At 39.7% G+C, this 12,851-nt stretch carries 14 protein-coding genes; 10 read left to right on the top strand and 4 right to left on the bottom strand.

The features are described 5' to 3' along the window. Positions 1-7 precede the first annotated feature (7 nt). Entirely contained in the window at positions 8-565 is a 558-nt protein-coding gene (smrB, locus tag H5118_RS07600) for an endonuclease SmrB (protein ID WP_007377742.1), read from the bottom strand. 152 nt (positions 566-717) lie between these two features. Between smrB and prmB the strand changes: the two genes are divergently transcribed. The 9 genes from prmB (at position 718) to H5118_RS07645 (ending at position 8,382) form a co-directional block, all read left to right on the top strand. Further along, complete coding sequence (gene prmB / locus H5118_RS07605; RefSeq protein ID WP_007580615.1) at positions 718-1,653, top strand: 50S ribosomal protein L3 N(5)-glutamine methyltransferase; 936 nt, start codon at positions 718-720, stop codon at positions 1,651-1,653. A gap of 64 nt (positions 1,654-1,717) precedes the next feature. Beyond that, positions 1,718-2,815 (top strand): chorismate synthase, encoded by a 1,098-nt coding sequence (aroC, locus tag H5118_RS07610; RefSeq protein ID WP_002962170.1) that lies wholly within the window; start codon positions 1,718-1,720, stop codon positions 2,813-2,815. 118 nt (positions 2,816-2,933) lie between these two features. Continuing rightward, on the top strand, positions 2,934-3,311 hold the full coding sequence (locus tag H5118_RS07615) for a DUF4112 domain-containing protein (RefSeq protein WP_024591638.1): 378 nt from the start codon (positions 2,934-2,936) through the stop codon (positions 3,309-3,311). A gap of 106 nt (positions 3,312-3,417) precedes the next feature. After that, positions 3,418-4,065: a glutathione S-transferase family protein gene (locus H5118_RS07620; protein ID WP_182724570.1), complete on the top strand. Its 648-nt coding sequence runs from the start codon at positions 3,418-3,420 to the stop codon at positions 4,063-4,065. A 61-nt stretch (positions 4,066-4,126) separates the two neighbouring features. Further along, positions 4,127-4,588 (top strand): zinc-ribbon domain containing protein, encoded by a 462-nt coding sequence (locus H5118_RS07625; RefSeq protein WP_182724571.1) that lies wholly within the window; start codon positions 4,127-4,129, stop codon positions 4,586-4,588. A 118-nt stretch (positions 4,589-4,706) separates the two neighbouring features. After that, positions 4,707-5,261, top strand: a complete 555-nt coding sequence (locus tag H5118_RS07630; protein WP_182748405.1) for an elongation factor P hydroxylase — start codon at positions 4,707-4,709, stop codon at positions 5,259-5,261. Further along, positions 5,251-6,414, top strand: coding sequence for an ATP-NAD kinase family protein (locus H5118_RS07635; protein WP_182748407.1), 1,164 nt, complete (start codon positions 5,251-5,253; stop codon positions 6,412-6,414). The genes H5118_RS07630 and H5118_RS07635 overlap by 11 nt, the downstream gene beginning before the upstream one ends. Beyond that, positions 6,411-6,686 (top strand): YfcL family protein, encoded by a 276-nt coding sequence (locus tag H5118_RS07640; RefSeq protein WP_024596509.1) that lies wholly within the window; start codon positions 6,411-6,413, stop codon positions 6,684-6,686. The genes H5118_RS07635 and H5118_RS07640 overlap by 4 nt, the downstream gene beginning before the upstream one ends. A 142-nt stretch (positions 6,687-6,828) precedes the next feature. Beyond that, on the top strand, positions 6,829-8,382 hold the full coding sequence (locus H5118_RS07645; RefSeq protein ID WP_182693393.1) for an AbgT family transporter: 1,554 nt from the start codon (positions 6,829-6,831) through the stop codon (positions 8,380-8,382). 76 nt (positions 8,383-8,458) lie between these two features. On the opposite strand, the gene H5118_RS07650 is transcribed toward H5118_RS07645, so the two are convergent. From H5118_RS07650 to H5118_RS07660, 3 genes are all read right to left on the bottom strand, one after another. Then, positions 8,459-9,049 (bottom strand): membrane protein, encoded by a 591-nt coding sequence (locus H5118_RS07650; RefSeq protein ID WP_024596511.1) that lies wholly within the window; start codon positions 9,047-9,049, stop codon positions 8,459-8,461. Between the two features lie 236 nt (positions 9,050-9,285). Then, a complete protein-coding gene (locus H5118_RS07655) occupies positions 9,286-11,130 on the bottom strand; it encodes a DEAD/DEAH box helicase (protein ID WP_024606656.1) in 1,845 nt (614 codons plus the stop codon). A gap of 160 nt (positions 11,131-11,290) precedes the next feature. After that, positions 11,291-11,554 carry a GrxA family glutaredoxin gene (locus H5118_RS07660; protein ID WP_024595981.1) on the bottom strand — a complete coding sequence of 88 codons (264 nt, stop codon included), beginning with the start codon at positions 11,552-11,554 and terminating at the stop codon, positions 11,291-11,293. Between the two features lie 257 nt (positions 11,555-11,811). On the opposite strand from H5118_RS07660, the gene H5118_RS07665 reads away from it, so the two are divergent. Further along, complete coding sequence (locus tag H5118_RS07665) at positions 11,812-12,849, top strand: response regulator (protein WP_259397919.1); 1,038 nt, start codon at positions 11,812-11,814, stop codon at positions 12,847-12,849. Positions 12,850-12,851 lie beyond the last annotated feature (2 nt).

Here is a 12,851-nt window from a genome sequence, read left to right on the forward strand (position 1 = left end):
GCTAAAGTTAGCGTCTAAATTCATCACTTTGCGGTAAATTAATTAAAATAAGTACAGCGCCTCTTCCACCATATTCGAGAGGGGCTTGGTGCATCGCTATTACGTCAGGGTGCTGTACTAAGTACTGAGGCACTTTGTGCTTTAGTACGCCGCCACCAATACCGTGCACTACACATGCACAATAATAATGCTGCTTTTTACATTCGTGAATGAGTCCAGCGAGTTCGTCTTTAGCAAGTTCTTTATTTAAGCCATGTAAATCTAGCGTCAAATCGGGTGCAAAGTCACCACGGCGAAGCTGTTTAGCTAGGAAAGTATCTTGGCCAGGTTTTACATATTTAACCGTGCCGTGGGTGTCTATATCGGGAATATAAACGTCTGAGAAGAAAAATTCAGATTGAGCCTGCTTTTTTTGCTGGGCAAATTGCTTAGCTTGTGACACCTTAGGCTTTGTATCAAAACGATGAGTATCTTGTTTAAATACTTTGGCGCCTGTGATCGTTTGACGAAATAAGCTTATGTCGTCATTGCTTAGGGACGAATGTGATGGAGTGTCTTTTTTCATAACTATTACCTAAACAAAAAAACGTAAAAACGCAGCGCAAAAGGCGGTACAATACTTAAATGAGGGGCAATTGTAATTTGCCCAGCGCAGATAGGCAATGCAATCGTCTTAAAGACTCAAAACAGTCAGTAAGCTAATACAGGTAAAAATATATGAGCGATTTACAAATAGAAGAAGCAACACTCGAAGAAGCCGTTGCAGAACTGTCAACTTTACATGACTGGTTACGTTGGACTACAAGCCAATTTGCAAGTAGTAGTATATTTTTTGGACACGGTACAGATAACGCATGGGATGAAGCTGTAAGCTTATTACTGCCTGCGCTTAGCTTGCCTGTTGATGCGCCAAAAGAATTAATGCACGCGCGTTTAACAAGCACAGAAAAAAACCGACTTGCGGGTCTTATTGCAGAACGTATTAACGACTGCACACCAGTACCTTACTTAACAAATATTGCATGGTTTGCGGGTATGCCATTTTATGTGGATGAACGTGTACTTATACCTCGCTCACCGTTTGCTGAGCTTATTAGTAACCGCTTTACACCCTGGCTTGAAGAGCCACAATCGGTTAACCGCATATTAGATTTATGTACGGGGTCGGGTTGTATCGCAATTGCACTTGCTCAAGCTTTTGAGGAAGCACAAGTTGATGCGGTAGATATATCGTATGAAGCGCTTGAAGTGACAGACATTAACATTAACGATTACATGTTAAGTGATCGCGTGTTACCGATTCAGTCTGATGTATTTAGCGGTGTACCAGGTCAAAAATACGACCTAATAGTTGCAAACCCACCGTATGTTGATGCAGAAGATATGGCTGACCTGCCACGCGAATTTCATCATGAGCCAGAGCTTGGGCTTGCATCAGGCCACGATGGTTTAGATGTAACCCGTACTATTTTAAGTGAAGCGAGTGAACACCTAACTGATAACGGTTTGTTATTTGTAGAAGTTGGTAACTCTATGGTACATATGGATGCACTTTATCCGGGCGCGCCGTTTGAATGGATTGAATTTGAACAAGGCGGCTTAGGTGTATTTGTAATTAGCAAAAAGCAGCTAGATGAGTATTTTGCAAAATAAGTAAAAAATGAATAGCCAAGCCCTGTGCTTGGCTATTGGTAGTCATTAGGAATGAGGAAAGTTAATGGCAGGTAATAGCATTGGGCAGTTATTTAAAGTGTCCACCTTTGGTGAGAGCCACGGCGTTGCATTAGGCGGCGTTGTTGATGGTACTCCCGCAGGTCTTGAAATCACAGAGGCCGACTTACAAATTGATTTAGATCGCCGAAAACCAGGCCAAAGCCGTTATACAACGCAGCGCCGTGAAAGCGATCAAATAAAAATATTAGCAGGCGTTTTTGAAGGTAAAACCACAGGTACCAGCATTGGTTTATTGATTGAAAATACCGATCAACGCTCGCAAGATTACGGCAAAATTAAAGATGTATTTCGCCCAGGTCATGGCGATTACACGTATTGGCATAAGTACGGCTTGCGCGATTATCGCGGTGGCGGTCGTTCATCTGCACGCGAAACCGCGATTCGCGTAGCGGCAGGTGCTATTGCTAAAAAATACTTAAAGCAATTTCATGGGATTGAAGTTAAAGCATGTTTAAGTCAGCTTGGCCCTATTAAGGCGGAAACGTTTGACTGGGATGAAGTGGAAAATAACTTATTCTTCTTCCCTGATGCAAGTAAGCTTGAAGCGCTTGACGAATATATGCGTGACCTTAAAAAGCAAGGTGACTCAGTTGGCGCTAAAGTAAAAGTAGTGGCAAGCAATGTACCAGTTGGTCTTGGAGAGCCAGTATTTGACCGTCTTGACGCCGAACTTGCACATTCATTAATGAGTATTAACGCTGTTAAAGGCGTTGAAATTGGTGATGGCTTTGACGTAGTTGAGCAAAAAGGCTCTGAGCATCGTGATGAACTAACCCCTGAGGGTTTTACATCAAATCATGCAGGTGGCGTACTTGCGGGTATTTCGACAGGGCAAGATATTATTGCTTCTATTGCGCTTAAGCCAACGTCGAGCATTACTATTCCAGGTAACAGCATTAATACAAGCAACGAAGCGGTTGAGATGATCACTAAAGGTCGTCACGATCCGTGTGTGGGTATTCGTGCAATCCCGATTGCTGAGGCAATGATGGCCATTACCTTAATGGACCACTTACTGCGTCAACGCGGACAAAATCCGCATGTAAATCATCAACACGGGCCAATTAACGGCTCAGTGTAAGTGTTTATAATTATAAAAACGCGGATTACCGCGTTTTTTTATGTCTGTAATTTAGTTACGAGCCTTTCAGGAGTTGTTCAAGTAAGCCCTATATACTGCAAGAAGGAGGGTAGTAATCATGAACGATAATATTAATGAACACTCACAAATAAAAGCCCAAGCTGCAATAGCCCGCTTAGAACGTTTCAGTAAGTTAACGGATAGCAGCATTGGTATTCCTTTTACTAAATTTAATATAGGTTTGGAGGCTGTGATTGGTTTAATCCCTGTAATAGGTGATGCCGCAGGGCTAATTTTATCAAGCTATGTGCTTATAGAAGCGCAGCGTTTAGGTGTGAGTAAACGTATAAAGACTAAGATGATCATTAATATGCTCATAGATTTTGTGGGCGGCTTAGTGCCATTTTTTGGCGATATATTTGATGCGTTTTTTAAAGCTAATACGCGTAATACACAACTATTAAAAAAACATTTAAACAAGCAGTTAAGTGAGTAATTAATAGCTTTAAGTAACAGTTAGCAAAGAGACTTTAAACAAAATGTTGTTGGTTGTTTAATCACCTAGTAAGGTAGGAGCGTCTATTCACTTTGGTATTTACAATATGCAATTATTCATCGGTAATAAAAACTACTCCAGCTGGTCATTACGCGCATGGTATTTAATGAGTAGGTTTGACGTTGAGTTTAGTGAAACCCAGCTGGTACTCGACACCCCTAATTTTTACAATGAACTAAAAAAGACCTTTGCTGTGCAAAAAGTTCCAGCGTTAATCGATGGTGATTTACAGGTTTGGGATTCACTAGCAATTTGTGAATATATTAACGATGCTTACTTATCGGGCGCTGCATGGCCAAAATATATTACCCAAAGAGCTAAAGCGCGTGCGCTAAGCGCTGAAATGCATTCAGGCTTTATGGCGCTGCGCAGTGAAATGCCAATGAATATAAGAGCTACCCGTAAAGTAGACCTATCGAGCGAAGCATTAAAAGACATAGCCCGTATAGACGAGATATTTGCACAGCAACAAGATGTGTTTCCAAATGAGTGGTTTTTTGGTGACTTTAGTATTGCTGATGCTATGTACGTACCTATTGTATTGCGTTTAAAAACATATCAAATTACGTTATCGCCAGAGGCGCAACAATATTGTGACTTTGTTATGCGTTGCCCAGTATTACAAGTATGGATCACTCAGGCATTAACCGAAACCGATATTGTAGAGTGTGATGAAGCAGGAACGCCTTTATAATTATTGTTTTTCATATGGCATGTTCTATGCCTTAAAATCATAAGTTTAAACTAGGCAGCTCATGTATCTAAATCACCCAAGGTATGGCAATAAACCGATAACTACCAATACCTCAGTGACAATAGAAGCTATAGAGAATGCGCACTGGCGTTACTCGAGGCTTAAATACTTCCCTGATACGGTAATATTGGCAGATATAAAAAAGCAAAACTATGCCATTGACCCTCGGGCACTTTATGTTGATATTGAAGAGAAGTGCGAAAGTTGCTCTAAGGCATTTATTTTTTTTGCTCAAGAGCAGCAATATTGGTTTGAGGTACTTGATTTTTGGGTCGATTCACACTGTACACGTTGTTTTGAATGCCGTAAGCATGCCAGATATATACTAACTCTACGTAAACGGTACGGTATGTTAACTAGCTTAGCCAATAAAACCTCAAGTGAAAAAACACAGCGTAAAGAACTTGCCAATACGCTTTACTGTTTAGGTATTATTAAAAATATCAATAAAGTGAAAGATTAATCCGCTTATATTTTACTATCACGCCTTATTTTTACTTTAGTTGTAAAAGCCCGTACAATTCGTCTCGTTTTTAGTGCGCTAATATGGCGCTGTAACCGAGACGAATTAATCAATTTTTATGCATCAAATAGCTGATCTAATTTCAATTTTTGAGCGCACTTTTTATCAAAGTCACAATACACGACTGATAAAAGGCGATTGTGAGCCTGTGTATTTACCAGCAACAGAGCAGGTGCTATATCACCAAGTTGTATTTGCGCATGGTTTTTATGCCAGTGCATTACATGAAGTAGCACATTGGCTGGTGGCCGGTGATGCACGTCGGTTATTAGAAGATTACGGCTACTGGTACTGCCCAGACGGGCGCGACAAACAAAAACAAGCTGAGTTTGAAAACGTAGAAGTAAAGCCCCAAGCTATAGAGTGGTTATTAAGCACCGCAGCAGGGTTTAATTTTAATGTGTCGGTGGATAACTTAAACGGCGAGCAAACGTGTCGGTTTGATTTTCAGCAGCGAGTACATGCACAGGTATTATCGCTAATCGAAAATGGCTTTAACTCTCGTACAGAGTCACTTTTAAAAGCACTCTGTGATTTTTACAATACACCGTGGCCATTAACAGCGCAGCAATTTAATTGGCAACACCCAAAGGAGCTTTGTAATGGCGTTTAAATTAGGCTTAATTGTAAACCCTGTAGCAGGTTTAGGTGGCACAGTCGCTTTAAAAGGCAGTGATGGCGCACACACAGCGGCAAAAGCAATAGAGTTAGGCGCAGAGCCAAAAGCAAATAGCCGAACAAAAGCAGCGCTTGAGGTGCTATTACCTTATAAAGAACGCTTAACCATTTACACTGTTAACGGTGACATGGGTGAGCAAACAGCAAAAGCTTTGGGCTTTAATGTAGAGGTTGTATATAACACTTCTGCAATAACAACCCCAGATGACACAGAACAAGCCGCAAAAATACTTAAAAACTCTGGTGTTGATTTAGTCTTATTTGCCGGAGGCGACGGTACAGCACGTAACATTTGCCATGCAATAGAGGATACCATTCCCGTACTTGGTATTCCCGCAGGTTGTAAAATTCATTCTGGTGTTTACGCTATCACGCCAAAGGCTGCAGGGCGCGTAGTCGAAATGCTGGTTAAGGGGGAGTTAGTTACCTTAGCCGATGCAGATGTAATGGATATAGATGAAGATGCTTTCAGGCAAGGCACAGTAAAAGCCAAACGCTACGGCGAAATGCAAACACCTAGCGAAGTACGCTATATGCAAGCGGTTAAAAATGGCGGTAAAGAAACCGACGAACTCGTACTTGCCGACATTGCAGCACATGTTGTGTCGCAAATGGATGAAGACACATTTTATATAATGGGTAGCGGCTCAACTGTTGAAGCCATAATGGAAGAAATGGGGCTTGAGAATACGTTACTTGGTGTTGACTTAATAAAAGATCAAACCTTAGTTGCTCAAGATTTAACGGCTAAGCAACTATTTGAGCTTACTCATGAGCAAAGTACTAAGTTAGTTATTACGCTCATTGGCGGGCAAGGGCATATATTTGGCCGTGGTAACCAGCAATTGAGTCCTGCGCTTATACGTGCAATTGGCAAAGAAAATATTATTGTAGTAGCAACAAAAACAAAACTACAAGCGCTTAATGGTCGTCCCCTTATTTGTGATACAGGCGATGGCGAATTAGATGATGAATTAACCGGTTATATTAAAGTAACCACCGGATTTAACGACCATATTATGTATGCAGTAGGGCACCAGAACATTGAAAATATAGGTGCTTTGCAAAACCAGGAGATTAATAAATGAGTTTAGTGAACTATATCGATGCAGCCCAGCAGTACTTCGATGATTTAGTAATAAAAGCAACTGACGATGAGTTATTTGCTGGCGGCTATTTACGAGGTCATTTTGATCTTGCAGTTGGTTATGCCGAAGTAGAAAAGCTGACAATCAGTATAGATGAGCTAAATGAAACTGTAGAGCAAAGCTTAGTTAAAGCATATCGCAACGGCGAGCTTAACGAAGAAGACAAGGCATTAGTTGCACGCTTGTGGGATGAAGTTAAAGCCCTTGCTTAACCCTAAGTGGCAAAAAAACACGATTTGTTTATCACTATCGTGTTTTTTTGTGCCCAAAACTTTTAAAGCACATTCCCATGTTAATTTACTGTTTTGTTTTTATGCGATATTGTTACTAAAATAAATTTTAGGAACAATAAAAATGAATAATAATCAAGACGCTTTACCTTCAGGGGTTGTAGCGCGTTTTTTAAATTTTGTTGAGCGAGTAGGAAATAAGCTTCCAGATCCAGCCGTAATATTTCTATTTGCAATGTTATTAATTTGGTTTTTGTCGTGGTGGTTTTCAGGCGTGAGCTTTGATGCAATAGACCCACGTACCGGTGAAGCGATTATTATTAATAATATGCTGGCAAGTGATTCGCTCGCTACTTTTTTATCCTCTATGGTAAAAACCTTTACTGGCTTTGCTCCCTTAGGTGTCGTTTTAGTAGCTATGTTAGGTGTCGGTGTTGCAGAGCATTCGGGATTTATTAATACCGGCCTTAAGTTAATGCTTAAAGTTACTCCTAAAAAGCTATTAACGCCTTCAATCATTTTAGTGGCCATTGTGAGCCATACCGCTACTGACGCAGGTTATGTATTAGTTATTCCACTTGCCGGTGTTATATTTTATGCAGCAGGACGCCATCCGCTTGCGGGTATTGCAGCTGCATTTGCAGGAGTCAGTGGTGGTTTTGGGGCTAACTTTATTCCATCGGGTATCGACCCATTGCTACAAAGCTTTACCCAAAGTGCGGCGCAAATAATTAATCCTGCAATAACAATTAACCCGTTAAATAACTGGGCATTTGCTTCAGCATCTAGCTTATTTATTGTGGCATTAGGCTGGTACATTACCGATAAAATTATTGAACCACGTTTACAAAAAACAGCAGTTGATGGTGCTAAAGAGGATTTACCTGTATTTGAAGATGCACGTAGTGATGAAAAACGTGCCTTTTATATAGCCAGTACCGTGATGATTGCTGGACTTGCGTTATTAGCATTTGTCTCTGCTCCAGACGATTCTGCAATGCGCAGTAGTGACGGATCCCTTACTAATTTTAGCTCTCCTTTAATGCAATCAATTGTACCACTAATATTTTTACTTTTTTGGATCCCAGGCACTGTATATGGTTTTACGGTAGGTACCTTTAATACTTCAAAAGATATGATTGATGCTATGAGTAAAGCGATGAGCGGCATGGCATATTATATCGTCATGGCGTTTTTCTGTTCGCTATTTATTGCTGCATTTAGTAAATCAAATTTAGGTGCACTGCTCGCAATTGAAGGTGCGCAGTTATTAAAGGCGATGGAATTGCCAAGTGCAGTAACGGTTGTAGGCATTATCTTTTTAACTGGCTTTGTTAACTTGTTTGTAGGTTCAAGTTCAGCAAAATGGGCGTTACTTGGCCCCATTTTTGTACCGATGTTAATGCAACTTGGCATTTCGCCAGACTTAACTCAAGCCGCTTATCGTGTAGGTGACTCAAGCTCTAATATTATTACACCGTTAATGCCATACTTCCCATTAGTGGTGGTGTACTGTCAAAAGTATGTCAAAGGCACCGGTATAGGCACTTTAATTGCTATTATGCTGCCGTACTCAATTGCCTTTATGATTGGCTGGAGTATCTTTTTATTAGGTTATTGGGCACTTGGTATTCCTTTAGGTTTAGATGCAAGCTACATTTATCCAGCATTGCCTTAGCCTAAACCTTTATGAACCTCACTCACTTGAGTGAGGTTTTTAAATAAAAGTCCTGTAATGTAAAAGTAAGTCTAAGTTATCTTTCTAAATCTCTCACTATATAGCCAAATAAGCTGGCCTCTCCAACAATATACACATAATCATTTTTGTTGTTCATTATTGTAGACTTATCGTCATACCACCTAAAATCATGAATCTTATTCGTTTTAGGGTCTTTGAAGTATAAACGAGTACAGCTATCTTCATACTCAGTGCCACACTCTTGTACATCGGTCAGGATGTATTCTTTATACCAATAGTCGCCTTGTGTGTAGTAAGCCCATAATTTAATAGGATCAGAGATAAAAACATAGAGTATTCCAAAGATTAATAAAGGGGATAATGGGTACATGAAAATGGATGCTAATTTTATTTTAGTATCTGAGAAATTGTATTTAAGTGATTCTCTATATTTACTGCAGCGTTTATATTTATTGAATATAAGTATATTTAAATAGATAAATAGTGCACAACAGATAATAGGGAGGGTTATAAAGAAAACAGCGTCGTATAGTTCATTTGAGATGAATGGTGGATCTGTAAAGTCCATTAAAATAGGTATAGTGATGCATAATAAAATGGGGAGTACTATTGCTACAAAGAGCAAGTTGTCGTAAATCTTTTTCAATTTTTAATTCGTCCGTGAACTATAGCCTTTGTCTAGTTTACAGAATTTTTGTTATTTTAAAAATCAGAGAAATGTATTTATAGGCATTAAGCAACCCGAACTCAGGCTAAAAAAACTATCTCAAGCCGCTATTGAATTGACGCGAAAGTTTACTTTGTTTTCACTGTAGCAGCAGCTTAAAAACAAAAAAACCTTGTCACTTTCGTGGCAAGGTTTTTTTATTAAAGAGTCGTTGCTTATTTAGCTGTGAAGCTTACAGGGCGACGTTCTTTTCGAGGACCGCTGCGCTTATCACCGCGTGCGCCGTCATCTTTATTAAAGCTGCGTTTCTTATCACCAGCTGGACGCTCAGAGCGTTCGCCACGTGGTTCAGCAGGACCTTGATCAGTTGTAATTGTTAAGCCCATAGGGCGTTTACAAATAAACACTTTTTGGAAGTGATCAAGTACATCTTTAGGCATGTTTTGCGGTAATTGAACCGTGCTGTGATTGTCGTGTAGACGAATATCACCAATAAACTTGCTTGAGATGTCAGCTTCGTTAGCGATAGCGCCAACAATATTTTTAACCTGAACACCATGTTCACGACCTACTTCGATACGGTAAGTATCCATAGGACCTGCATCACGGCTGTTACGTTCGCGAGGTTTACGCTCAGCGCGTTCACCACCACGTTCGCCGCCACGTTCGTTACGACGTCCACGGTCACCACGATCGTTGCGTGAATTGCGGTCGTTACGCTCGTTACGTTCACGAGGTTGAATCTTAACTTCTTCAACTTTAATTGGCGATTGTTGCTGTGCTAAACACAGTAACGCACCCGCTAAGCTTTCAAGAGGAAGATCAAGTTTTTCAGCCATGTTAGTAGCTACTTCATTGAAGAACGTGATGTCTTTGTTTTCAAGCGCAATAGTTAATTTTGCTTGTAACGCTTCGATACGTTTTTCTTCAACAATTTTTGCTGTAGGTAATTCAACTTGAGCAATTTCAGACTTCGTATGACGAATGATATTTTTAAGTAAATAACGTTCGTTATGTTTTACGAATAAGATTGCTTTACCAGTACGACCAGCACGACCTGTACGGCCGATACGGTGAACGTAGGCTTCAGAATCTTGTGGGATATCGTAGTTGATAACTAAGCTTAAACGGTCAACATCAAGACCACGTGCCGCTACATCTGTTGCAATAACAATGTTTAGCATGCCACTTTTTAAGCGATCTACAGTGCGTTCACGTGCTTGCTGGTTCATGTCACCGTTAAGTGGAGCAGCAGAGAAACCTTCGCGCTCTAATAACTCAGCAAGTTGTACTGTATCGTTACGCGTACGTACGAAAACAATAGCACCTTCATATTGCTCAGCTTCTAAGAAGCGAACAATTGCTTTATTTTTATGTACGCTTGCATTCCAAAACACTTGCTCAACAGATGATACTGTAGAGTTACGCGCAGAAATATGAACCTGTTCAGGGTTATTCATATACTTGCTGCTGATGTTTTGAATTTGCTTAGGCATAGTCGCAGAGAAAAGACATGTTTGCTTTTCGCGCGGTGTTTTTTCCATGATGCTTTCTACATCATCGATAAAGCCCATACGTAACATTTCATCGGCTTCATCAAGTACAAGTGCTTGTAGAGCATCAAACTTGATAGTGCCACGGTTAATGTGATCGATTAAACGACCTGGAGTCGCAACAATAACCTGAGCGCCACGACGAAGTGCGCTTAATTGGATACTGTAGCTTTGGCCACCATAGAGTGCCAAAACTTCAATACCACGAACATGTTTAGCATATTGTTCGAATGCCTCAGCAACTTGGATCGCAAGCTCACGTGTTGGTGTGAGTACAAGGATCTGTGGCTGTTTCACAGACGGGTCAATATTATTTAGTAATGGCAGTGCAAATGCTGCGGTTTTACCTGTACCCGTTTGAGCTAGTCCCAGTACGTCCTTTCTTTCTAGCAATAACGGTATACATTGAGCTTGGATTTCAGATGGTGTCTTGTAACCCAACTCTTCAACTGCCTTCAAAATTGCAGGAGAAAGATTTAGAGATTCAAACGTGACTGGTTCTGACATTAATACGCCTCAACGAATTTAAAGAGGCGCGCATTATATAGGATTCGCGAGGCAAATGCTTGTATAAATTGAAACTAATTTCTATGTGTTTGATGTTGGTCGAAATTTAACCAGTTTGATTTGGGGTTTATTAAACTGGTTAACATATTTAATACAACGCTTATTTGTACAAGCCTAGGTTTTCTTTTGCGTAAGCTTCAAATTCTGTAAATCCACCGATGTGATTTTGATCCACAAAAATTTGTGGAACGGTAGGGCAAGGTTTACCAGCTGACTTTTCAAGGTCGGCTTTACTAATGCCTTCTTTAATTATATCGATGTAGCGAAATTTAAAGTCATCACGTTCATTTGATAGTTGCTCCGCAACATCTTTTGCACGAACACAATATGGACAACCTTCACGGCCAAAAATTACAGTTAACATAGCTTTCTCCTCAATTTGATAAAATCAGTTTAAATGATTGAAAAATTATTTAAAGCAAAAAAAATCGATTACACCATTCTAATAAAAACTATAAATCATATATTGCATAGCAATATGATTTGCAAAATGCGAATTAGAAACTAAAGCGCTGTCTGTCTAATACTTAAGTATATGAATGCAAGTGTGTTTACAAGAACTAATTTGTGGCACATAACTTGATGATTAAGAGCTATACATTGGGTTAACGAGAATACTTTATGAATATTAATAGTCACGTTTTAGAAATTATCCAAGGGGTAATCGGTAAATATTGTGAAACCCAAAATCGAAATTTTTCAGTTACTTTAATTAACAAGTTGCAATGTAACTACGTTTGTTTGCAAATTCCTCTTGAGCAAATGATTGCGCAATGCGAGGAATTTCTGATTCCAGCGCTAGCATCTGTAAAGCAGAGCTTTTTACTTAACCTAGAAGCAAATATACAAGGGGTTAGCCTTCATTACCAGATTGATGATTCTGAGCAAGTAAACACGCTGGATTTTCATGGGCTTTTAGCAACAAAAGAGTCAGTTAGTTTGGCGCTTGATATTAGCCAAAATATAGATGTTCTAACTGATTGTGAGGCGTTATTTAAAAGTTGTTTAATAACATCGGATAATACCCATGAGCGCTTTGGCTTAAATTTTAAATTATTCAATAGCACTTTTAAGGAAACGGTACAGATTGAGGATTTACGTCACCTTAGTGGTGACGCGCTAACTTATAAACTAAATGGTGACAGCATAAATAGACACATAAAGTTATGCACTATTAGCGATATCAGTGAGCTGAGCCAAGAGAATAAACTATCTAAAAAAATATTAGGTTGGCCATTTTTTGATACTGACCTCATTACCATTTTAACAACATTTCATACGCAAACACGTTTATCTGTATTAGTGGCGGATGATAGCTTACCAAGCCAAATTGCAACAAAAGTGATGCTCGAAATGCTGGGCTGCTTAGTAACATGTGCAGAAAATGGCGCTAGTGCTTTAACGCTTGCTCAAAATGAACCATTTGATTTACTGCTCTTAGATGAGCGCATGCCAGGAATGTTTGGCAGTGACGTAGCACAGCAATTGGTGCGTCAAAATACCCCTAATAATGATACACCCAAAGTTATTTTAACTGGGCTAACAGGGGATGAGCAGATAGCTGAGTTATTTGAAAAAGGTATTACGCACTATTTACAAAAACCAGTGACCAAAGCAGTGCTTGAAAAGTTTATTAAACCTTGGCAATTAGCGTCTTAAAT

Source organism: Pseudoalteromonas sp. SR41-1 (assembly GCF_014164015.1).
Classification (GTDB): domain Bacteria; phylum Pseudomonadota; class Gammaproteobacteria; order Enterobacterales; family Alteromonadaceae; genus Pseudoalteromonas; species Pseudoalteromonas distincta.